General features: G+C 72.1%; 19 protein-coding genes and 1 pseudogene. 14 read left to right on the top strand and 6 right to left on the bottom strand.

The window, feature by feature from the left end:
• Positions 1–356: 356 nt before the first annotated feature.
• Complete coding sequence (locus ACZ7MG_RS41330; protein WP_471392086.1) at positions 357–1,208, bottom strand: DUF4184 family protein; 852 nt, start codon at positions 1,206–1,208, stop codon at positions 357–359.
• Positions 1,209–1,590: 382 nt separating this feature from the next.
• Here ACZ7MG_RS41330 and ACZ7MG_RS41325 point away from each other — a divergent pair, with 382 nt between their 5' ends.
• The 3 genes from ACZ7MG_RS41325 (at position 1,591) to pgfA (ending at position 4,694) form a co-directional block, all read left to right on the top strand.
• Positions 1,591–3,378, top strand: coding sequence for a lytic transglycosylase domain-containing protein (locus ACZ7MG_RS41325; RefSeq protein ID WP_471392084.1), 1,788 nt, complete (start codon positions 1,591–1,593; stop codon positions 3,376–3,378).
• A gap of 158 nt (positions 3,379–3,536) precedes the next feature.
• Positions 3,537–3,671 (top strand): SPW_0924 family protein, encoded by a 135-nt coding sequence (locus ACZ7MG_RS41320; RefSeq protein WP_107473766.1) that lies wholly within the window; start codon positions 3,537–3,539, stop codon positions 3,669–3,671.
• A 30-nt stretch (positions 3,672–3,701) separates the two neighbouring features.
• Positions 3,702–4,694, top strand: coding sequence for a cell envelope lipid trafficking protein PgfA (gene pgfA / locus ACZ7MG_RS41315; protein ID WP_471392080.1), 993 nt, complete (start codon positions 3,702–3,704; stop codon positions 4,692–4,694).
• On the opposite strand, the gene hrpB is transcribed toward pgfA, so the two are convergent.
• Complete coding sequence (gene hrpB / locus ACZ7MG_RS41310; protein WP_471392077.1) at positions 4,684–7,239, bottom strand: ATP-dependent helicase HrpB; 2,556 nt, start codon at positions 7,237–7,239, stop codon at positions 4,684–4,686. The two genes, pgfA and hrpB, sit on opposite strands and share 11 nt — an antisense overlap.
• A 113-nt stretch (positions 7,240–7,352) precedes the next feature.
• The gene (locus ACZ7MG_RS41305) at positions 7,353–8,279 is read right to left on the bottom strand and encodes a class I SAM-dependent methyltransferase (RefSeq protein ID WP_471392074.1); all 927 of its coding nucleotides are present in this window, start codon (positions 8,277–8,279) and stop codon (positions 7,353–7,355) included.
• Positions 8,280–8,590: 311 nt separating this feature from the next.
• Here ACZ7MG_RS41305 and rpsA point away from each other — a divergent pair, with 311 nt between their 5' ends.
• The 5 genes and pseudogenes from rpsA to ACZ7MG_RS41280 all read left to right on the top strand — a co-directional run bounded on the left by rpsA (position 8,591) and on the right by ACZ7MG_RS41280 (position 13,845).
• Positions 8,591–10,087, top strand: a complete 1,497-nt coding sequence (rpsA, locus tag ACZ7MG_RS41300) for a 30S ribosomal protein S1 (RefSeq protein WP_045555221.1) — start codon at positions 8,591–8,593, stop codon at positions 10,085–10,087.
• A 462-nt stretch (positions 10,088–10,549) separates the two neighbouring features.
• A pseudogene (locus tag ACZ7MG_RS41295) lies at positions 10,550–11,653 on the top strand (flavin monoamine oxidase family protein).
• Positions 11,654–11,762: 109 nt separating this feature from the next.
• On the top strand, positions 11,763–12,701 hold the full coding sequence (locus ACZ7MG_RS41290) for a PAC2 family protein (protein ID WP_471392070.1): 939 nt from the start codon (positions 11,763–11,765) through the stop codon (positions 12,699–12,701).
• A gap of 84 nt (positions 12,702–12,785) precedes the next feature.
• Positions 12,786–13,415 carry a dephospho-CoA kinase gene (coaE, locus tag ACZ7MG_RS41285; RefSeq protein WP_471392067.1) on the top strand — a complete coding sequence of 210 codons (630 nt, stop codon included), beginning with the start codon at positions 12,786–12,788 and terminating at the stop codon, positions 13,413–13,415.
• Between the two features lie 49 nt (positions 13,416–13,464).
• Entirely contained in the window at positions 13,465–13,845 is a 381-nt protein-coding gene (locus ACZ7MG_RS41280) for a tetratricopeptide repeat protein (protein ID WP_471392065.1), read from the top strand.
• Between the two features lie 66 nt (positions 13,846–13,911).
• Here ACZ7MG_RS41280 and ACZ7MG_RS41275 read toward each other — a convergent pair whose 3' ends face one another.
• Positions 13,912–14,178, bottom strand: coding sequence for a DUF6343 family protein (locus tag ACZ7MG_RS41275; protein ID WP_471392063.1), 267 nt, complete (start codon positions 14,176–14,178; stop codon positions 13,912–13,914).
• Positions 14,179–14,271: 93 nt separating this feature from the next.
• Here ACZ7MG_RS41275 and ACZ7MG_RS41270 point away from each other — a divergent pair, with 93 nt between their 5' ends.
• The 3 genes from ACZ7MG_RS41270 (at position 14,272) to ACZ7MG_RS41260 (ending at position 16,683) form a co-directional block, all read left to right on the top strand.
• Entirely contained in the window at positions 14,272–15,294 is a 1,023-nt protein-coding gene (locus tag ACZ7MG_RS41270; protein ID WP_471392060.1) for an acyltransferase domain-containing protein, read from the top strand.
• A gap of 96 nt (positions 15,295–15,390) precedes the next feature.
• Positions 15,391–16,071: a class I SAM-dependent methyltransferase gene (locus tag ACZ7MG_RS41265; RefSeq protein WP_471392058.1), complete on the top strand. Its 681-nt coding sequence runs from the start codon at positions 15,391–15,393 to the stop codon at positions 16,069–16,071.
• Positions 16,072–16,206: 135 nt separating this feature from the next.
• On the top strand, positions 16,207–16,683 hold the full coding sequence (locus ACZ7MG_RS41260; RefSeq protein ID WP_471392056.1) for a DoxX family protein: 477 nt from the start codon (positions 16,207–16,209) through the stop codon (positions 16,681–16,683).
• A 153-nt stretch (positions 16,684–16,836) separates the two neighbouring features.
• Here the strand turns inward: ACZ7MG_RS41260 and ACZ7MG_RS41255 are convergent, their stop codons facing one another.
• Positions 16,837–17,382: an RNA-binding S4 domain-containing protein gene (locus ACZ7MG_RS41255; protein ID WP_471392055.1), complete on the bottom strand. Its 546-nt coding sequence runs from the start codon at positions 17,380–17,382 to the stop codon at positions 16,837–16,839.
• 75 nt (positions 17,383–17,457) lie between these two features.
• Between ACZ7MG_RS41255 and ACZ7MG_RS41250 the strand changes: the two genes are divergently transcribed.
• Positions 17,458–18,216 (top strand): uracil-DNA glycosylase, encoded by a 759-nt coding sequence (locus tag ACZ7MG_RS41250; RefSeq protein WP_471392053.1) that lies wholly within the window; start codon positions 17,458–17,460, stop codon positions 18,214–18,216.
• Between the two features lie 44 nt (positions 18,217–18,260).
• Here ACZ7MG_RS41250 and ACZ7MG_RS41245 read toward each other — a convergent pair whose 3' ends face one another.
• Positions 18,261–18,938: a GntR family transcriptional regulator gene (locus tag ACZ7MG_RS41245; RefSeq protein ID WP_471392050.1), complete on the bottom strand. Its 678-nt coding sequence runs from the start codon at positions 18,936–18,938 to the stop codon at positions 18,261–18,263.
• 209 nt (positions 18,939–19,147) lie between these two features.
• Between ACZ7MG_RS41245 and ACZ7MG_RS41240 the strand changes: the two genes are divergently transcribed.
• Together ACZ7MG_RS41240 and ACZ7MG_RS41235 are read left to right on the top strand one after the other, a co-directional pair.
• Entirely contained in the window at positions 19,148–20,638 is a 1,491-nt protein-coding gene (locus ACZ7MG_RS41240) for an NCS1 family nucleobase:cation symporter-1 (RefSeq protein WP_471392047.1), read from the top strand.
• A gap of 2 nt (positions 20,639–20,640) precedes the next feature.
• A complete protein-coding gene (locus ACZ7MG_RS41235; protein WP_471392044.1) occupies positions 20,641–21,351 on the top strand; it encodes an aspartate/glutamate racemase family protein in 711 nt (236 codons plus the stop codon).
• Positions 21,352–21,374 lie beyond the last annotated feature (23 nt).

Genomic DNA, 21,374 nt, shown 5'->3' with positions numbered 1-21,374 from the left:
CCGGACCCGCACCCGACAACGCAACCCCACCCACCAGCCACCCCCCGCCCCCACAAACCACGTCACCCGACCGGCCCCCACCACCGCGCCCCCCGCGCAGCCCAGCCGTAAGGATGCCCGCATGGGCATACGCACGCTCCGCCGCCGTACTGCGACAGCTGCCACCCGCCTGTCAGGGGTGCGGACCCGCCTCATCCGGGCCCCCTGGGTCGGCCCACGCGTCCGCCGGCCGCACAGCCTCTACCCCTGGCCGCTGACCCACCCCCTCGCGGCCCTCCTCGGCCACGTCCCCCCGTACGCCCCCCGCGCCGCCCGCCCCCGCATCCCGAGCGGGGCGCCCACCCGGCGCCGGGCCCTCAGCGGCGGACCGAGCTGTCCGCCTCCGCGTCGACGGCGGGCACCGGAGCGGCGGGAGCCGGGCGCCGCGCCCTGACACCGACGCCGTACAGGACCACGCCGACCACCAGCCCGGCGCCCGCCCCGAAGCACACGGTCGGGATCACCTCGTACGGCTTGGCGACCGAACCCCAGTGCGCCCACCAGCGGGCCACCCGCTGTATGGCCGCGACCAGCGCGCAACCCCCGATGACGGCCCCCGCCACCCACCGGTCCGCCGACGAGAGCACGGGCACGCCCACGGGCTCGGCCAGCGGCTGCCGGCGCAGGGCCAGCCAGAGGAAGACGGCGATCACGACCGCCGCGACCGCGGAGCCGCCGTACTGGAGGTACCAGTAGAGCGGCGAGCCCGCGATCTCCTCGCCGAGGACGGGAAAGAGCCGCATCCCCCACCGGTCGAGATGGGTGAACGCGTCCCACACGACATGGGTGAGCGAGCCGAGGGCGGCCGACACGTACCACCACAGGGCCAGCGAGGGGCTGAGCCGCCGCGCCCCCGTCCCGCAGCGCACCAGCGCGGCCACCCTGCCCTGTCGCGCCCTCGGCAGCAGCGCGACCAGCGGTTCGCGGAGCAGCAGCCACAGCCCGACCAGCGCCCAGGTGACGAGGACGTCGACGGTGAAGACCCCGGCGAAGGAGTGCGTGACATCGCCGAACTCCATGGCCTCCGGCAGGACGCTCGCCACGTAGTAGGTCATGTCGGGCGCGAACGAACCGGCGACGAGGACCGACGGCACCAGAGGTCCGCGCGCGGTCCCGTTCCCCCGCAGAGCGGGCAGTACGGCGGCCGCGTGGCTGAGCGTGAAGGGCAAGTCGTCCCCCTGTGACGGACTTTGGCCGGACAGGTCGGTCCGGCGATGGCCGTCCGCCAGTATGCGTGACCCGGGCCGCCCCTCCGAGGTCTGCCCGCATGACAGCAAACCGATATGGCCAATAGGTGAATATCGGGCACGAACGGGTGTCCGGGCGGCGGAAGTTGTCGTAGGGTCGCCTGGGTCGTCGCGCCGGTTGGTGCGGTGGTCACCGGAGTTCTGGAAATGGAATGCCGGAACAGCGCAACCAAGACCGGAACTCCGGAGTCGGTGTACCTGGGCAGGGAAGCCGGTCCGGTGAAACCGGAAACGCCCGAGACATCAACAGACGGACACACGAGAAGAACGCCGCGGCGTTCGGCCACCGGGAGGGGTTCACTCAATGGCGGCGCAGTTCGGTTTGAGGCTCCGCAAGGGGGCGGCCACGACCGCCCTGGCCGCGGCCACGGTGGCGGCACTGGCCGCCTCCCAGGCCCCGGGAGTGACCACCGACAGCGCCGGCAGACAGGCCGCGGGCTCGCCGTCCCCGGAGATGAGCACCCAGGCCGACGACACCGCCTCGGGCAACTCGCAGTACTTCACGGACCTTCCGCCCCTCGACAGCCCCACCCCGACGACGGGCACGGGCGACACCTCGGGCACGACCGGCGGCTCGGAGCGCGGCATACCCGCGACCGTCCTCGACGCCTACAAGAAGGCGGAGGCGTCCCTGCGCGACGCCAAGCCCGGCTGCAACCTGCCCTGGCAACTCCTCGCCGCCATCGGCAAGGTCGAGTCCGGCCAGGCCCGCGGCGGCCAGGTCGACGCCGAGGGCACCACGAGCGGCATCCTCGGCCCCCCGCTCAACGGCAACGGCTTCGCGAACATCAGCGACACCGACAACGGCGCGTACGACGACGACACCACGCACGACCGGGCGGTCGGCCCGATGCAGTTCATCCCCTCCACCTGGGAGTGGGCGGGCCGCGACGGCAACGACGACGGCGCCAAGGACCCCAACAACATCTACGACGCCGCCCTCGCCGCCGGCCACTACCTGTGCCGCTTCGACTGGGACCTGTCGAACGACGCCAATCTGCGCAGCGCGATCCTCAGCTACAACAACTCGACGGAGTACTACAACACCGTCATGACGTGGCTGGAGTACTACCGCAAGGGCACCCACGAGATCCCGGACGGCACCGGCTCCCTGCCCCAGACCCCGAGCGGCGGCAACAGCAACAACAGCGGCAACAGCAACAGCGGCGGCGGAAACAACAACGGCGGCGGCAACAACACCGGCGGCGGCTCGACACCGAGCCCCGGCCCCACCCCGCCGGCGACGGACAAGCCGGACCCGGAGAAGCCGTCCGGCGGCGGCACCACCACCCCGCCCCCGCCGACCACCAACCCGCCCACCACTCCGGGCACCCCCACCGACACGGTGGACCACCTGGAGAACGCGGGCGCGGCGAACCTCACGGCCATGGCCGGCGACACCTTCACCGGCAGGCTCGTCACCCGCACGGAGACCAAGGCGGGCAAGGCTGTCGCGAAGGTCCGCGTCCGCTTCGAAGTCATCGGCGGTTCGGACACCACCTTCTCCGGCGGCGAGAAGTTCGCGACCGTCCAGACCGACAGCGCCGGCAAGGCCACCGCCCCCGCGCTCGTGGCCGGTGAGAAGACCGGCACGGTCACGGTCCGCTCCACCGTCGTCGGCCGGACCGTGGCCGCCCTCGACCACAAGGTCACCGTCACCGCCCGCCAGGCCGACGCCCTCGCCCGTACCACCACCACCGCGCTGACCTGCGTCCCGAACGGGGAGTTCGCGGAGCAGATCGGCCTCAAGGCCACCTACCGGGGTGCGATCGCGGACAACGTCGCGGTCAAGGCGACGCTCATCAAGTCGCTCCTCGACGTCACCGAGAACGACAAGGGCCCGTACTTCGGCAAGGACGCGGCGGGCAAGCCCGTACGCACCCTGGACCTGGAGACCGACGCGGGCGGCCTCCTCACCCTCCCGAAGCTGTACGCGGACGACGCCGTCGGCACGTTCCTCCTCCGCGTCGAGACCGAGGGCGGCGCGACCCTCACGCTCGAACTGACGGTGGAGGCACCCGCCGAGACGACGGAGCCGACGGACCCGGCCACGCCCGCCGAATCGGAGACCCCGAGCACCGACGCGTCCTAGTCGGCACACCGGCCGTACGGCCACGGCGGCGCCCCTCCTCCGGGAGGGGCGCCGCCGTTGTGTGTGCGACGTGTTCTCATCTCGCCCCGCCGTTGCTACGGTGCCGGACCTGACGAACTATCAGTTCCCGTTCTGAGGCCCGTAGTCGGGAGGTCCGTATGCGCGCCCTGATCGCCGTCGCGACCGGTCTCGCCCTCGCGTTCGCCCTGGCGTTCACCCTCACGGCCGTGGGCTCGCCGACGGGGGAGACGTCCCCGAAGCCGTTGCTGACGACGGTCCCCGCACATCCGTAGTCGCCAGTGTCGCCGGTAAGGGAGGCCGAGATGCGCCGTAGGGGCGGTCTGATCCTGCTCGCGCTCGCCGTGTTCTTCACCGCACTCTCCCCACTGGTGCGCTGGTACGTCTTCCCGAACCTGGCCAAGATCCCGGCGAACCAGTACCAGGACATGGTCCTGGAGGCGAAGGACGCCACCCTTCTCGACTACGCCACCATGACCGCACGTACGGTCCCGAAGGTCACCATCGTGCAGACCCTCAAGGGCAATGTGGAGGCCTCCGAGGAGATCGAGAAGACCACCGACCGGGACGTCGTCGTCTGGGACGGCCTGTCGTACGTCCAGGGCCCGGACGGCGAGATGGTCTCCCGTATCCCCGAGCGGTACATCTTCGACGCCCATACCCAGGAACCCGTGCACGCCAAGGGCGAGATGGTCGACGGGGATCCGGTGAGGAGGGAGGGCCTGGAATTCAAGTGGCCGTTCCTCACGGAGAAGAGGGACTACGAGTACTTCGACGCGCAGGCCCGGATCACCGCCCCCATCCACTACAAGGGCACCCAGGACTTCCGCGGCGTCGAGGTCTACTACTTCGAGCAGACCATCCCCTGGACGAAGGTCCCCTTCCCCCGGGTCATGCCGGTCGAGGGCATCACCCGGGAGACGGTCGCCGGGACGGGTACGACCCGCTGGTACACCACGGTCCGCAAGTTCTGGGTGGAACCCGTCACCGGCGCCCCCGTCTACGGCGAGGAGATCCACAAGGAGGAACTCCGCGGCGGCACGCTCCTCGGCGACCGCGAGAAGGTGACCGCCTTCGCCGGGCACGTGAAGATGCGCGAGGACTACATCGAGCACACCGTCGACCTGGTCGAGTCCCAGCGCCTCCTGGTCCTCCTCATGACCTCCTACCTGCCCTGGGGCTTCCTCGGCCTCGGCGTCCTGCTCCTCGCGCTCTCCCTCTACGTCGAGGCCCGGGGCCGCAGGCCCGGCGCACCGGAGTCCAGCAGGCCCACGGAGTCCGAACCGGTCAGCGCCTGAGCCGTGCGTTCGTGTACCGGGTCGGCTCGGCCGTCGCCGGGTCCTCGGGCCACGGATGCTTCGGGTAGCGGCCGCGCAACTCCGCCCGTACGGCCCGGTATCCGTCCCTCCAGAACGAGGCGAGATCGGCGGTGACGGCGGCGGGCCGTCCGGCCGGGGACAGCAGATGCACCAGCACGGGCACCCCGGCCAGTACGGGCGACTCCCGCAGCCCGAACATCTCCTGCAGCTTCACCGCCAGCACGGGCTGTTCGGGCCGCGCGTAGTCGACCCGCACCCGGGACCCGCTCGGCACCTCGATCCGCTCGGGCGCCAGCTCGTCCAGCCGTACGGCGTCCCCCGTGGCCCACGGCAGCAGCCTGCGCAGCCCCTCCCCGGCGTCGATCCGCGCGAGGTCCGCCCGCCGCCGGGCCCGGCTCAACTCCGGCTCCAACCAGTCGTCCACGCGCGCGTGCAGGGCCTCGTCGGACACCTCGGGCCACGGCTCGCCCAGCCGCTCCCGCAGGAACGCGAGCCGTTCCCGCAGCCGTACCGCGTCCTGGGACCACCGCAACAGGCCGAGCCCTTCGGCCCGCAGCCCCTCCAGCAGCGCCTCCCGTACGAGGCCGGGCGCGGCCTCCCGCAACGGCCGCACCGCCAACTCCACGGCCCCCAGCCGCTCCACCCGCCGGGCCACGACGTCACCGTCCCGCCACACGACCTCCTCCGCCCGGCCGTACAGACTCCCGGCGGCCTCTCTCGCCACCCCCTCGTCGACGGCGACCCCGAGCCGCACGCGCGCGTGCCCGGCGCCCACCGCCCGATCCGCGACAGCCACGGCGATCCAGGGCACCCCTCGCAACCCGGACCCCTCCGGCACCTCGGCCCGAGTCCCGGAGACCATCAAGTACGACCCGCCGCCCCCTTGGGCCACCCGCTCCGGAAACGCGAGCGCCACCACCACCCCGACCCCCTGATCCTCCCCGGCACCCCGCGGAGCGTCGCCGGCCGGTGCGCCCGGTGGGGAGCCATGGATGTGGTTCGGGTGGGAAGGGGGCCGCGCGGGCGGTGACGCGGCCCGCAGGCGCCGGACCTCGGTGCGCCAGCGGGCCGCGTAGGCGTCGCCCCCCTGCCGGGCGCGGCGCAACGCGGCGGCCAGGTCGTCGCCGTACTCCCGCGGTGGCTCCTCGCTCAGCAGCGCGACGACCTCCGCCGTGAGCGCGTCGCCCACCAGCGGTGTCGCGTCGAGGAGGGCTCGGGCCAGCCGGGGGTGGAGGCCGAGCCGGGACATCCGCGCACCCCGTTCCGTGGCGTGTCCCGAGGCGGAGACCGCGCCGATCGCCGAGAGGACGTTCCGCGCCGCCGCCATCGCCCCGCCCGGCGGCGGGTCCAGCAGAGCGAGCCCCGTGGCCTCGGGATCGCCCCAGCAGGCCGTCTGCAGCGCGAACGCGGTCAGGTCGGCCACCTTGATCTCCGGGGCGGGGAAGCGCGGCAGACGGGCGTCCTCGGCCTCCGCCCAGCAGCGGTAGACGGCGCCGGGGGCCTCGCGCCCGGCCCGGCCCGCCCGCTGCCGCCCGGCCGCCTGCGACGCCCGTACCGTCGTCAGCGCGCTCAGCCCGCGCGCGTGGTCGACCCGCGGCTCCCGCGCCAGCCCCGAGTCGACGACCACCCGCACCCCGGGCACCGTCAGCGAGGACTCCGCCACCGAGGTCGCGAGCACCACCCGACGCCGCTCCCCGCCCGCGAGCACCGCGTCCTGCACGGCGGCCGGGGCGCGCCCGTGCACCTGGAGCACGTCCACGTCACCGAGCCCGCCCAACTGCCCCGCCACGCGCGCGATCTCGCCCACGCCCGGCAGGAAGCACAGGACGTCGCCCTCCCGTTCGGCCAGCGCCCGCCGCACCACCGATGCCACATGCGTCAGCGCCGCCGGGTCCACCCGCATCCCGTGCGGCGGACGCACCGGACGGGCGGGCGGCGCCCACACCACCTCGACCGGATAGGACGTCCCCTCCGCCGCGACCACCGGCGCCCCGCCCAGCAGCCGCGCCCAGCCCTCCGCGTCCGTCGTCGCCGACGCCGCCACCAGCCGCAGCTCGGGCCGCAGCGCCGCACGCACGTCGAGGAGGAACGCCGCCACCGTGTCCGCGTCCAGATGCCGTTCATGACACTCGTCGAGCACGACGACGTCGACACCCGGCAACTCCTGGTCCCGCTGCAACCGTTGCAGCAGGACGCCCGTCGTGACGACCTCCACGCGCGCGTGCCGCCCGACGACCCTCTCGCCGCGCACGGTGTAGCCGACGCTGTCGCCGGCCTTCTCGCCCAGCAGCCACGCCATCCGCCGTGCCGCCGCCCGCGCCGCGATGCGCCGTGGCTCGGCGACGACCACCCGCCGGGCCGGACCGCCGCCGAGGAGGCCCGCCAGGGCGAGCGGCACCAGCGTCGTCTTGCCCGTCCCGGGCGGCGCGACGAGGACGGCGGTGCCGTGCCCCTCCAGGGCGGCGTCCAGCGCGGGCAGGGCGGCGCGCACGGGCAGCGCGTCCAGGGCGTCGTCACGGATCACGCCCCCAGTGTCGTACGCCGCCGAGAACACCCTCTACGCGCGCGTGCCATCAGTCCCGCTACGCGCGCGTGCCTCCAGTCCTGTACGCGCCCGTACGCGCGCGTGCCGTGAGATCAGTCCCGCTCGCACACGAAGATCGCCGACCCCGGGATCAGGTTGCCGCGCAGCGGGGACCAGCCGCCCCACTCCGAGGTGTTCCAGGCGGGCCACTCCGGCTCGACCAGGTCGACCAGCCGGAAGCCCGCCGCCACGACGTCCCGGACACGGTCGCCGATCGTCCGGTGGTGCTCGACGTACACGGCGTTGCCCTCCTCGTCCTGTTCGACATAAGGAGTGCGGTCGAAGTAGGAGCCGGAGACGGACAGACCCTCCGGGCCCGGCTCGTCGGGGAAGGCCCAGCGGATCGGATGGGTCACCGAGAAGACGAAACGGCCGCCGGGGCGCAGGACGCGACGGACCTCCCGCAGCACCCGCACGGGGTCCGCGACGAAGGGCAGTGCCCCGTACGCCGAACACGCCAGGTCGAAGGAGGCGTCCGCGAACGGCAGATCGCCGGCGTCGGCGCACACCAGGGGGAACGATCCGCCGATGCGCAGGGCGTGCTGCAGCTGGCGGTGGGAGAGGTCCAGGGCGACCGGACGGGCCCCCTGCGCCGCCAGCCAGCGCGCGCACTGCGCGGCACCGGCGCCGATCTCCAGGACGTCCTTGCCCTTCAGCTCCTCGGGCGGCCCCAGCAGCTCGGCCTCCACCTCGTCGAGCCCTTCCGGGCCCCACACGAAGCGGTCGTCGCCGAGGAACGTGCCGTGCTCGATCTGGTACTCGTCGGCGTTCCGGTCCCACCAGCCCCGGTTGGCCCGGGAACTCTCCGTCACCCCGGCGTCGCGCCGGGTGGCCTCCGGGTCGTCCGCCCCGGACGCACCGCCGGTCCCGTGGGCCCCATGGGCCGCGTCGGCTTCGTGGACTTCGGGCTCTTGGATGATCGGCTCCCTCGTCGTACTCTTCCGTAACCTGCGTGGCGCGACCCGCTCCGGTGGTGTCACGAGTGGGGTCTCCCAGGCCTGCGTGGCCTCAAGGGACAGGTTTTGTGCCGGGTATGCGGCGTTCCGCCCCGGGTGTGCGCCTTCGCGCATTGACCCTGCCTGGCTGCCCCCGTATGCTACAAGTTGCGCTGCGGGCCTGCGCACCTCAGACGTAGCAGGCTGCGCTCGCATCTGTCGTATGTCCCCTCGGTTGTCGAGGCGCCACCGGATTTCTGTGGCGCTTCCTAGGCTGTCCGGCTTCTTCAGAGCGATACGGGCTCCCGGCGTAGCAGTACCTACGACTCACTGTCCGTACCGGAGCCCTTTCCCACATGACGAGCAGCACCGAGACCACCGCCACCACCCCGCAGGTAGCGGTCAACGACATCGGTAACGAGGAAGCCTTCCTCGCCGCGATCGACGAGACGATCAAGTACTTCAACGACGGCGACATCGTCGACGGCGTCATCGTGAAGGTCGACCGGGACGAGGTCCTGCTCGACATCGGTTACAAGACCGAAGGTGTCATCCCGAGCCGCGAGCTCTCGATCAAGCACGACGTCGACCCGAACGAGGTCGTCAAGGTCGGCGACGAGATCGAAGCCCTTGTTCTCCAGAAGGAGGACAAGGAAGGCCGCCTGATCCTCTCGAAGAAGCGCGCCCAGTACGAGCGTGCCTGGGGCACCATCGAGAAGATCAAGGAAGAGGACGGCATCGTCACCGGTACCGTCATCGAGGTCGTCAAGGGTGGTCTCATCCTCGACATCGGCCTCCGTGGCTTCCTGCCGGCCTCCCTCGTCGAGATGCGCCGTGTCCGCGACCTCCAGCCCTACGTGGGCAAGGAGCTCGAGGCGAAGATCATCGAGCTGGACAAGAACCGCAACAACGTGGTCCTGTCCCGCCGTGCCTGGCTGGAGCAGACCCAGTCCGAGGTCCGTCAGACGTTCCTCACGACCCTCCAGAAGGGTCAGGTCCGCTCCGGCGTGGTCTCCTCGATCGTCAACTTCGGTGCCTTCGTGGACCTGGGTGGCGTCGACGGTCTGGTCCACGTCTCCGAGCTGTCCTGGAAGCACATCGACCACCCCTCCGAGGTCGTCGAGGTCGGCCAGGAGGTCACGGTCGAGGTCCTCGACGTCGACATGGACCGCGAGCGCGTCTCCCTGTCGCTGAAGGCGACCCAGGAAGACCCGTGGCAGCAGTTCGCCCGCACGCACCAGATCGGGCAGGTCGTTCCCGGTAAGGTCACCAAGCTCGTTCCGTTCGGTGCGTTCGTGCGCGTCGACGAGGGCATCGAGGGTCTGGTCCACATCTCCGAGCTGGCCGAGCGCCACGTGGAGATCCCGGAGCAGGTCGTCCAGGTCAACGACGAGATCTTCGTCAAGGTCATCGACATCGACCTCGAGCGCCGTCGCATCAGCCTCTCGCTGAAGCAGGCCAACGAGTCCTTCGGTGCCGACCCGGCCTCGGTCGAGTTCGACCCGACCCTGTACGGCATGGCCGCGTCCTACGACGACCAGGGCAACTACATCTACCCCGAGGGCTTCGACCCCGAGACCAACGACTGGCTCGAGGGCTACGAGACCCAGCGCGAGGCTTGGGAGGGCCAGTACGCCGAGGCGCAGCAGCGCTTCGAGCAGCACCAGGCCCAGGTCATCAAGTCCCGCGAGGCCGACGCCGCTGCCGCGGCCGAGGGCGGCGACGCCGCGGGTGCGGCCCCGGCCGCGGGTGGTGGCTCGTACTCCTCCGAGGGTGCGGACACCTCCGGCGCCCTGGCTTCGGACGAGGCCCTGGCGGCCCTCCGCGAGAAGCTGGCCGGCGGCCAGAGCTGAACGCTCACGGCTGACCAACAGCCGGGCAGTTAGCCGATAACACTTCGGGCCCGCGTCCTTCTGGGACGCGGGCCCGAAGTGTGTCCGGGGCCCTGGCCATGCGCGGCTCCCCGCGACCGGCCCCGGCGGGGTGTCCGGGGCCCTGGGCGGTTCCCGCGACCGGCTCCGGCGGGGAGGGCGCAGGGGGACCAGCGGGGCGCGGGAGTGGGCCGGGGGCGGTCGTGGGTCCAGCCCGACGCGGAGGTGCGCCGCGGGCGACGTGTGCGATATTCCGGTCGCTGGCGGGTCGTGATCGGTCGCTGCCAGGCTTCTCGGGTCATTCGTGATCGGAGGGGAGCCGGGCGTATGGCGGGGACCGGGCGTATGGCGGGGACACAGGCAGGGGCCCGGGGCGGCCCGTCGCGGGGGAGCAGCCGACGGCAGTTTCTGCGGAGCGTCGGGCCGGCCGGTGGCACGGGCGCGATGTTCGCCACGATGGGCGCACTGGGGCTCGCATCCACGGCGGAAGCCGCCCGGCGCGCACAGCCCTATCGCGCACCCCAGAAAGGCGACTTCGCGCTCCGGGGGCGGGGAGCGGCCGAGGTGGTCGTGCTGGGCGGCGGCATCGCCGGGCTGACCGCCGCGTACGAACTGGGCAAGGCCGGCTACGACTGCACGGTCCTGGAGTCCGGGGCGCGGGCCGGCGGAGGCAACCTCACCGTGCGGCGCGGGGACACGACCACGGATCTGCACGGCCACGAGCAGACCGTCCGCTTCGCCGACGGACAGTACTTCAACACGGGGCCGGCCCGGATCCCGCAGTGGATGGTCACCCTGGACTACTGCCGCGAACTGGGCGTCCCCGTCGAGGTGTTCACCAACGTCAACGCCGACGCGTACCTCTTCGACGCGTCAGCCGGGAACTGGGCGACACCCTGCGGTACGAGGGCGGGGACCGGCGCGGCTACTCCGTCGTCCCGGGCGCCGCGGGAACCCCGGGAGTGCCCCTCGGCGACGTGCCCAGCGCCTCGGAGGTACTCGCGAGCGGCGTCGGACGGTACTTCTCCTTCGAGTTCGGCGTCGACCAGGCGATGCTGATGTTCCAGCCGGTCGGCGGCATGGACCTCGTCCCGCGGGCGCTCACCCGCGCGATCGGCGCCGACCGGGTCCGTACGGGCGCCGTCGTCACGGAGATCACCGACAGGGGCGACGGCGTCACCGTCACCTACGCGCGCGGCGGCCGTACGAAGGTGATCCACGCCGACTACTGCGTCGCCGCTCTGCCGCCCAACATCCTCGCCCGGATCCCGCACCACCTCGGCGCCGGAGTGCTGGTCGGCTTCTACAACTTCGGCGCCACGGCCGACGCGTACGCCCGGCTCGCCCCCGGGGAGCGTGAACGGCGGGCGGTGGCCGCCTATCACCGGCGGACCCGACCACCCCCGCTACAAGCCGCTCGACGAGCCCGCCGGACGCGTCCACTTCGCCGGCGACTGGCTCAGTCACACCCCCGCCTGGCAGCACGGCGCGTTCGAGTTCGCCCGGAAGGCGGTGACGGCGCTCCACGCGCGCGTGCTGCGGTCGTAGCGCGTGCTGCGGTCGTAGCGGGTGCGCGCCGCATCCGTGCGGCGGTTTCCGGGAATGCCCGGCCGCCGTGCCGCGTTGTGCAGGAGGAACACGAGGAGGAGCGGTCACAGTGCTTGATCCGCAGGGTTTGTACGCATGGGAGCCGAAGGGCCTGGCCGTCGTCGACATGGCGCTCGCCCAGGAGTCGGCGGGACTTGTCATGCTCTACCACTTCGACGGATACATCGACGCGGGTGAGACGGGCGACCAGATCGTCGAACGCCTGCTCGGCTCACTGCCCCACCAGGTGGTCGCCCGCTTCGACCACGACCGGCTCGTGGACTACCGGGCGCGCCGCCCGCTGCTGACGTTCAAGCGCGACCGCTGGGCCGCCTACGAGGAGCCGACGCTCGACGTCCGGCTCGTCCAGGACGCCACCGGGGCGCCCTTCCTGCTGCTGTCGGGCCCCGAGCCGGACGTCGAGTGGGAGCGTTTCGCGGCCGCCGTCCGGCAGATCGTGGAGCGGCTCGGCGTGCGCCTCTCGGTGAACTTCCACGGCATCCCCATGGGCGTCCCGCACACCCGCCCGGTCGGCCTCACCCCGCACGGCAACCGTGCCGAGCTGGTCCCCGGCCACCGCAGCCCCTTCGAGGAGGCCCAGGTGCCCGGCAGCGCCGAGTCCCTCCTGGAGTACCGCCTCATGGAGGCCGGACACGACGTGCTGGGCGTCGCCGCGCACGTGCCGCACTACATCGCCCGCTCGCCCTACCCGGATGCCGCCCTGACCGTCCTGGAGGCCGTCACGGCCGCCACCGGGCTGGTGCTGCCCGCCGTCGCGCACGCGCTGCGCACGGAGGCGCACCGCACCCAGACGGAGATCGACCGGCAGATCCGCGAGGGCGACGAGGAACTGGTCGCCCTGGTGCAGGGCCTCGAGCACCAGTACGACGCCGCCGCGGGCGCCGAGACCCGGGGCAACATGCTCGCCGAGCCCGTGGACATCCCGTCGGCCGACGAGATCGGGCGAGAGTTCGAGAAGTTCCTGGCGGAGCGGGAGGGTGAGGGCTGAGATCCGGAGGACAGAGGGACGGGAAGACCGGGATCCGCCGGTGGGCCTGTGGCCGTGTCAGTGGCAGGGCCTAAGCTGCCGGGCATGCTGAAAGTGGGTCTCACCGGCGGTATCGGCGCCGGCAAGAGCGAGGTGTCGCGGCTGCTCGTGGAGTGCGGCGCCGTGCTGATCGACGCGGACCGCATCGCGCGCGAGGTGGTCGCACCGGGTACGGCCGCTCTCGCGGCCGTCGTCGACACCTTCGGCGACGCAGTGCTCGCATCCGACGGCAGCCTGGACCGGCCCAGACTGGGCTCCATCGTGTTCGCCGACCCGGAGAGGCTCGCCGCGCTGAACGCGATCGTCCACCCGCTGGTGGGCGCCCGCTCCAGAGAGCTGGAGGACGCAGCCGCCGAGGACTCCGTCGTCGTCCACGACGTCCCCCTCCTCGCCGAGAACGGCCTCGCCCCGCTGTACGACCTGGTGGTCGTCGTGGACGTGGCACCCGAGACGCAGCTCGACCGCCTCGTCCGCCTGCGCGGCATGACCGAGGAGGACGCACGCGCGCGCATGGCCGCCCAGGCCACCCGCGAGAAGCGGCTGGAGATCGCGGACATCGTCATCGACAACGACGTTCCCCTGGACGACCTGCGGCGACGGGTGCGGGAGGTCTGGGCGGACCTCAGCCACCGGGCCCACACGCCCCGGGAGCGATCCGAACACACAGAGGAATAGCGGGGTCGCGGGGGGCGTTGAACCGTCCCAGCAAGGGAAGGACTCAGCCGTGCCCGAGACCAGCGGTTCCACCGGACGTACCCCGGAGACGCATGTCATCGACTTCCGCGCCGCCGAGCACCTGCTCGCCGCGCGCGACCCGCGGGGCGCGGTCAAGCTGCTCGACCGAGTCATAGCCGAGCACCCCGAGAACACCGCGGCCCGGCTGCTGCGCGCCCGCGCCTTCTTCGCCGCGGCCCAACTGCGCCCGGCCGAGCTGGAGTTCACCATCGTCCTGGAGCGCGAACCGGACAACGCGTTCGCCCACTTCGCCCTCGCGCGCACCTATCAGCGCCAGGCCCGCGAGGACCAGGCCAAGCGCCACTTCCGGCTCGCGGCGGCCCTGGACCCGAACCCGGAGTATCTGGAAGCGGCACGGTTCGATTCCTGACGGTCGGCTGATGGCCGCCCGAGGGCCGGTTGACGGCCGCCCGGCGTCCGATTCCCGGGTCGCCCACTACGGGTGGCCGTGCCTCGGCGGCTGGTACGGCGGGATGTCCCGGCCCGGCTGGTAGTGGGGGCCCTGGCGGATGTGGCGCAGGACCACGACCAGGTCGACCGTGACGATCAGCCACAGCACCCCGCAGGCGACGGCCCAGCCCGGGCGGCCGACGAGAGCGAAGGCGGCCGTTCCGGCGATCGCCCAGATCAGACCCCACACGCTCAGCCAGAGCCGCATCCGCAGCGGACTGCGCGCTGTCGTCGGTTCACTGCCGGTACGCATCGGATCGCCACTCCTCCTCGTCCTACTCGGAAACGTACTCCCCGCCCCGTACGTTCTCCAGGGGACCGAAGCGGTGGGACGGGGGAGGCGACGATGCTGCTGGACGCGGTACGGGCGGACGAGAGGCTCGCCGACTGGCTGAAGGGCCTGGAGGAGAGCGAGAACGCCCCGGGCACCGGCCCGGCCGGCGCCCCGGGAGCGCAGGAGCGGCCGGTGGAGGTGCCGGACGCCGACGAGCTGCTCGACGCGCTGGTGGACCTCGCCGTGCCGTACGAGGACGTCAACGACCTGATCGCGCTGCGCCGCACGCTCGTGGCCGACGAGGGCGCGACCTGGCTGCTCGGGCGCTGCGTCGACGGTCTGGTGCGGGACATGGGGAGGATCGGCAAGGGGCTGAGGCTGCTGCCGCTTCCCCTTGAGTCGGGTCCGCTCGGCCGCTACTTCCATGTGTTCGTGTGCGTCGCGGCCCTGCCGTACGTGCGCGCGTACCACCGCGAGCGCGGCATCCCCGACGACGTCTCCCGGCGTACCCTGGCGGACCTCGGCCGGGGCCTGGTGCTGCATCGCCGGCGGTACGGCGTGGGCGGGCTGATCGCGCCGACCTGGTTCTCGCTGCACTTCCACGGGGAGCTGTTCCAGCTCGGCCGGCTGCAGTACCAGCGCTCGCGCCTGGGCGGCCGGGAGGGTGTCGCGCTGGCGGCGGCCGGTCTGCCGCTGCGGCCCGGTGATCCCTGCCTCGACCTGCACATTCCTGACTACGCGGGGCCCCTGACGCCCGCCGCGTGCGACCGGTCGCTGGCGTCGGCCCACGACTTCTTCGCGCGGCACTTCCCGCAGGAGCGCTATACGGCGGGCTGTTGCCACTCCTGGCTCCTCGATCCGCAGCTGAAGCGGTATCTGCCGGCGGACGCCAACATCGTCCGGTTCCAGGAGCGGTTCAAGGTCACCTCCGGCACGGGCGACCCCGAGGACGATCTGCCCGTCCGCTTCGTGTTCGGGGACCCGGACCTGCCGGTGGAGTCACTGCCGCGCCGGACGCGTCTCGAACGGGCGGTGGGTGATCATCTGCGGGCGGGTGGGCACTGGTACAGCGGGCATGGCTGGTTCGCGTGGTGAGGTGCGCCCCGGGGCCGTGCAGGTTCACCCCAACGGGTGACGCGTGACAGGAACGGGCTTTGGTCGTCCGGCCGTTGGACGGATATGAGCATTCAGATGCGTGACGGACATGAGGGGACCGGACCCGGCGCGATCACCCCGGACGGCTGCGCGGTCGAGCTGTACGCGCGACTGCCGGTGGGTGACGAGCCGGAGGTGATCGCGGGCGTCGCACCCGCGGGGGCGCGCATCCTCGAACTGGGCAGCGGGGTGGGCCGGATGACCCACCCCCTGATCGAGCGGGGGTTCACCGTCACGGCCGTCGACGAGTCGGCGGAGATGCTGGAGCGGGTGCGCGGGGCCCGCACGGTCCGCGCCCCGATCGAGCGGCTCGACCTGGGCGAGACCTTCGACGTGGTGCTGCTCGCGTCGTTCCTCGTCCACACCGGGGATCCCGAGGTGCGGCGCGGCATGCTCGCGACCTGTCTGCGGCATGTCGCGGACGACGGCTTCGTGCTGATCCAGCGCGAGGGGGAGGACTACCACACGAACGTGCCCCGGGAGCGGGTCGACCCCCGGGGCTTCACGATCCGCGTAGCGTCGAGCGAGCCGGTCGGGGACGGGGTCAACTCGGTGTTCGCGGAGTACTTCTTCCCGGACGGGGAGTGGACACAGACCTTCGAGGCGCGGCCGCTGACCAAGGAGCAGTTCGAGGAGGCATTGGGGGAGGCGGGACTGAGAGTGGAGCGGTATCTGACGGAGGACCGGATCTGGGTGAAGGCGGTGCCGACGGAATGAGGCGTGCGAAATGAGCGCGTGAAATGAGCGCGTGAAATGAGCGCGTGAAATCCCGCCGGGCGGCGATGAGTTCGGGGGAGTGGTCCGGTCTACCTCTGTGACAGCACTACGGAACCGCTTCACACAGGAGATGCCATGTCCGAGACCACCGCTCCCGTCACCCGCGTCGCGTCCGCCGCCGCCTCCTCGACCACCGCTTCCCCCGCCGGCCCCAAGGGCGCCGTGCGCGGCAAGGGCGCACGGATCTCGCTGCGTGCGCTGCAGATCGTGCTGGCGCTGTTCTACGGGTTCGCGAGCGCGCTGCCCAAGCTGATCGCGCACCCGTCGGCCGTCGAGTCCTTCGACACGCTCGGCTGGGGCAGCACGGGGATGTACACCATCGGCGCGCTCGAACTGGCGGGTGCCATCGGGCTGTTGATTCCCGCGCTGGCCCCGGTCGCGGCGGTGTCGCTGAGCGCGCTGATGGTGGGGGCGTTCATCACCCAGATCACCGCGTTCGACGGGGAGTACGCGGCGACACCGCTCATCCTGATCGTTCCGCTCGCCCTGATCGCCTGGGTGCGACGCCACGACGCGGCCCGGCTGACGCGGCTCGTACGACGGGAGGCGTGAGCGGCGTCGCCCCCGCGCCACGACGGTGGGCGGCGGGCATCGCCGAGGGGCTTTCCGGTGGTCGCCGGGAGGCCCCTCGGCGATACCCGCGGTGGGCTGGGTGCATTCGCTGTGCGGACTCGGCTGTGCGGACTCGGCTGTGCGGAGGCGACCCTAGGTCGGGCGGCGGTGGCGGTCGGCGTTCGCGGATTCGGCCAGGCCGCGGAGGCGTTCGAGGTCGCGGCGGTCGCGCTTGGTGGGGCGGCCGGTGCCGCGGTCGCGGATGCCCGCGGGGGCGACGGCCTCGCGGGGCGGAGGCGGCGGGGAGTTGTCGACGTAGCACTCGGCGGCGACGGGCGCGCCGACCCGCTTGCGGATCAGCCGCTTGACGACGACGATCCGCTCGTGGCCCCCGGCCTGCCGCAGCCGTACCTCGTCGCCGACGCGCAGCGCGTACGCGGGCTTGACACGTTCGCCGTTGACGCGGACGTGGCCGCCCCGACAGGCGGTGGCACCCGTCGAACGGGTCTTGACCAGGCGGACGGACCAGATCCAGCTGTCGACGCGCACGCTCTCGCCGCCCGCCGGGCGGGCCGCCTCGGCGGACGTCGCCGCCGACCCGTCGGAGCCCCGGTCCGCGTCGGCCGGACGGTCGATGCCGTCCGCACCTTCCGCACCGCCCGCACCGGCCATCCGCTCCTCCGTACCTTCAGAAGCCATGCCTCGACCTTAACTCCCCGGTCGTCCCGCCATCGGCCCTCCGGCGGAGGCGATCACCGGACGTACCGTGGAGACATGGGCGGCGGCAGCGGTGGTGACGGACAGGGCTTTCCCGAGGGTGGCGGCGGGGACGGCCGGGCCCATGGGCTCACCGCGCTCGACGCCCGGATCACCGGCTGCCGGGCCTGCCCCCGGCTGGTCGAGTGGCGGGAGGAGGTGGCGCGGACCAAGCGGGCCGCGTTCGCCGGCCAGGAGTACTGGGGGCGGCCGGTGCCGGGCTTCGGGCCGCCCGACGCCGCGCTGCTGATCGTCGGGCTCGCACCCGCCGCGCACGGGGCGAACCGGACGGGGCGGATGTTCACCGGCGACCGCTCGGGCGACGTGCTGTACGCGGCACTGCACGAGGTGGGTCTGGCCTCGCGCGGCACGGCGGTCGCCCTGGACGACGGGCTGGAGCTGTACGGCGTACGGATCACCTCACCGGTGCACTGCGCGCCGCCCGAGAACAAGCCGACGCCCGCCGAGCGTGACACCTGCCGACCGTGGCTGGTCCGGGAGTTGGAGCTGCTGCGGCCCACGCTGCGGGCGGTGGTCGTGCTCGGGGCCTTCGGCTGGCAGGCCGCACTGCCCGCGCTCACCGAGGCCGGCTGGGACGTACCCCGGCCGCGGCCCGCCTTCGGCCACGGCACCCACGTACCGCTCGACGGGCTCGACCTCTTCGGCTGCTTCCACGTGAGCCAGCGCAACACCTTCACCGGCCGGCTGACCCCCGCCATGCTGCGCGAGGTCCTGCGTACGGCGGCGAGGACGGCGGGGCTGGACGTCACCCCGTAGGCGCGGGGGAGCAGAGGGGGTGGACGGCTGTCTCTTCCGCCCCGTCAGCCCTCGCTGTGGTCGCCGAACAGATGCCGCACCGTCGACCGGTAGTTGGTGCGGACGTGGGTGAGGGCGTGGGCGCGGGCGCGGGCGGGGTCGCCGGAGGCGATGGCGGCGTACAGCTCGCGGTGTTCGGTGAGGAGCTGGGGCCATTCGGTGTTCTGGCGGGTCAGCCAGCGCAGTCGGCCGTCGACCGGCTCCATGACGGAGATCAGCAGACTGTTGCCCGCCATGGCGAGAACGCGGTCGTGGAAGCGGGTGTTGATGTCGGTGATCGTCTCGGCGTCCCCGGCGCGGGTCGCCTCCGCGGCCCGGTCGAGCAGGGCCGACAGCTCCGCGAGGGTCTCCGGGGTCGCGCGGGAGGCGGCGAGGCCGGCGGCGTAGACCTCCAGCGCCTCGCGCAGTTCGAAGAGTTCCGCCACGTCCGCCGGGGTGAGCCGGCGGACGACCGTGCGGCGCGGGGTCTCGAAGTGGACGAAGCCCTCGGCGACCAGCGCGCGGATCGCCTCGCGGACCGGCACCCGGGACACCCCGAAGCGGTCGGCCAGTTCGCGCTCCACCAGCCGGTCGCCCGGACGCAGGCGCCCCGCGATGATGTCCTGCCGCAGCGTGCCCAGGACGCGCTCGCGCACCGCGCCGAGGGGTTCGATCTTCGCTCCTTCCGGAGCCACGGAACTCATGGAGCAATCTTCGCCGACACCGGAGGTCCTTGGCTCCAGGGGTCTTTTACCTGGCGTTAACAACAACGACATCGGTCAGAACGGTTGACGGGAGGACTATGAGCGCAGTTTGGTATACCAAACGATTCGAGGTGCTCCCCGGCCCCCCACGCCGGTGCCGCATCCGTCCCCACCACCTACCCTCGTCTCCTCTCGCTCCTGGAGGCCCCGTGTCCCTCGCCGACAGTGTCGAAGCCACCGGCACCACAGCGTTCGTCCCCGACCCCCGCCTCACCAACGAAGACCTCGCCCCCGCCGAGAAGCGGAACTGGAAGGTCTTCGACCTCTTCGCCCTGTGGATGTCCGACGTCCACAACCTCGGCAACTACACGTTCGCCGCGGGCCTGCTCGTCCTCGGCATGAACGTCTGGCAGGTGTTCACCTCGCTGCTCGTCGGCTTCGTGATCATCTACATCGGGATGAACTGGATGGGGAAGATCGGACAGCGCCACGGCGTGCCGTTCCCCGTGGTCAGCCGTATCAGCTTCGGCGTCTGGGGCGCCAACATCCCGGCCCTCATCCGGGCCGTGATCGCCATCATGTGGTACGGCATCCAGACCTACCTCGCCTCCGTCGCGGTCAACATCATGCTGCTGGCCGCCTGGCCGGGCCTGGAGTCCTGGACCCACAACTCCTTCCTCGGCCTGCACCAGCTCGGCTGGATCACCTTCATCGCCCTCTGGCTCATCCAGGCGCTGATCATCAGCCAGGGCATGGAGTCGGTCCGCAAGTTCCAGGACTTCTGCGGTCCCGCGATCTGGATCGTCATGATCGCGCTGGCCGTCTGGATCCTCGCCAAGGCCGGCTGGACCATCTCCCTCACCTCGACCCCGAACCCGGTCTCCGTCGGTGAGCAGTGGCGGCAGTGGTTCGGCGCGATCGGGCTGGTCCTCGCCACCTACGGCACGCTGATGCTCAACTTCTGCGACTTCTCCCGCTTCGCCCCCGACTACAAGACGGTCAAGCGAGGCAACTTCTGGGGCCTGCCGATCAACTCGACCGCCTTCGTGGTCGTCTCCGTCATCGTCACCGCGGGCTCGCTGGAGGTGTTCGGCGAGGCCATCACCGATCCGGCGGAACTCGTCGCCAAGGTGGGCAACACCTGGATCCTCGTCCTGGGCGCCCTGACCTTCGCCATCGCCACCATGGGCGTCAACATCGTCGCCAACTTCGTCTCACCGGCGTACGACCTCGCCAACGTCTGGCCGCAGAAGATCACCTTCAAGGTCGGCGGCCTGATCAGCACGGTTGCGGCGCTGGTCGTGACCCCGTGGAACCTCTTCTCCAACCCCACCGTCGTGCAGTACTTCCTCGGCGGCCTGGGCGCCTTCCTCGGCCCGCTGTTCGGTGTGATCATGCTCGACTACTTCTGGGTTAAGCGCGGCCGGATCGACGTCGACGAACTCTTCAACGCCGAGCCCGGCTCCCGCTACTACTACCGCAAGGGCGTCAACCCCAAGGCCCTGTGGGCGTTCCTGCCGGCCGCCGCGGTCTCCGCGGTCCTCGCCCTGGTGACCACCTTCAGCGCGGTCGCCCCCTACTCCTGGTTCATCGGCACGGCGCTCGCCGCGGGTCTGTACGCGGTGCTGTGCCGGGACGAGCGGGCCGCCGGGCCGGCCTCCCCGGAGCCGCCGGCCGGGCAGACAGCCGTGGAGGGCTGAGCGTGCGCATCGTCGTCACCAACTGCAACACGACGCAGTCGATGACCGAGGAGATCGTGCGAGGTGCCCGGGCCGCCGCAGGCCCGGGCACCGCCGTGACCGGACTGACCCCGGCCTGGGGTCCCGAGTCCGCGGAGGGCTGGCTCGACAGCTATCTCTCCGCCGCCGCAGTCCTCGACACCCTGCGGACCTACGAGGAACCGTACGACGCCGTCGTCATGGCCGGCTTCGGCGAACACGGGCGCGAGGGCGCGCGCGAACTGGTGGACGTCCCCGTCGTCGACATCACCGAGGCCGCCGCCCACCTCGCCTGTCTGCTCGGCCGGCGCTACGGCGTCGTCACCACGCTCGAACGCTCCCGCGGGCAGATCGAGGACAGCCTCGACGCCGCCGGCGTCGGCCGCAACTGCGCGGCGATCGTCGGCACCGGGCTCGGTGTCCTCGACCTCGCCGACACCGACCGCACCACCCGGGCCTTCCTCACGGCCGGGCAGCGGGCGCGCGACGCGGGGGCCGAGGTACTGGTCCTCGGGTGCGCCGGGATGACCGGACTGCAGCGGACGGTGGGGGAGAAGCTGGGGGTGCCGGTCGTCGACGGGGTCGGAGCGGCCGTGAAGCTCGCCGAGTCGCTGGTGGGGCTGGGGCTCACCACGAGCCGGGCGGGGAGCTATGCGAAGCCGTTGCCGAAGGGGAGGAGTTGGGGCCGGGGGTGAGGTGAGCCGGGGGATCACGTGAT

The sequence above is a fragment of the Streptomyces sp. NPDC107538 genome, from assembly GCF_055657445.1.
The sequence above is the reverse complement of the archived record's forward strand: the minus strand, read 5'-3'. Positions and strand labels throughout refer to the sequence as shown.

Excerpts from the sequence above, each read along its gene's own strand:
- ACZ7MG_RS41245 (WP_471392050.1), bottom strand. The coding sequence starts at position 18,938 with ATGAGTTCCGTGGCTCCGGAAGGAGCGAAGATCGAACCCCTCGGCGCG.
- ACZ7MG_RS41250 (WP_471392053.1), top strand. The coding sequence starts at position 17,458 with ATGGGCGGCGGCAGCGGTGGTGACGGACAGGGCTTTCCCGAGGGTGGC.
- ACZ7MG_RS41255 (WP_471392055.1), bottom strand. The coding sequence starts at position 17,382 with ATGGCTTCTGAAGGTACGGAGGAGCGGATGGCCGGTGCGGGCGGTGCG.
- rpsA (WP_045555221.1), top strand. The coding sequence starts at position 8,591 with ATGACGAGCAGCACCGAGACCACCGCCACCACCCCGCAGGTAGCGGTC.
- ACZ7MG_RS41270 (WP_471392060.1), top strand. The coding sequence starts at position 14,272 with ATGCTGCTGGACGCGGTACGGGCGGACGAGAGGCTCGCCGACTGGCTG.
- pgfA (WP_471392080.1), top strand. The coding sequence starts at position 3,702 with ATGCGCCGTAGGGGCGGTCTGATCCTGCTCGCGCTCGCCGTGTTCTTC.
- coaE (WP_471392067.1), top strand. The coding sequence starts at position 12,786 with ATGCTGAAAGTGGGTCTCACCGGCGGTATCGGCGCCGGCAAGAGCGAG.
- ACZ7MG_RS41265 (WP_471392058.1), top strand. The coding sequence starts at position 15,391 with ATGCGTGACGGACATGAGGGGACCGGACCCGGCGCGATCACCCCGGAC.
- ACZ7MG_RS41320 (WP_107473766.1), top strand. The coding sequence starts at position 3,537 with ATGCGCGCCCTGATCGCCGTCGCGACCGGTCTCGCCCTCGCGTTCGCC.
- ACZ7MG_RS41260 (WP_471392056.1), top strand. The coding sequence starts at position 16,207 with ATGTCCGAGACCACCGCTCCCGTCACCCGCGTCGCGTCCGCCGCCGCC.
- ACZ7MG_RS41275 (WP_471392063.1), bottom strand. The coding sequence starts at position 14,178 with ATGCGTACCGGCAGTGAACCGACGACAGCGCGCAGTCCGCTGCGGATG.
- ACZ7MG_RS41325 (WP_471392084.1), top strand. The coding sequence starts at position 1,591 with ATGGCGGCGCAGTTCGGTTTGAGGCTCCGCAAGGGGGCGGCCACGACC.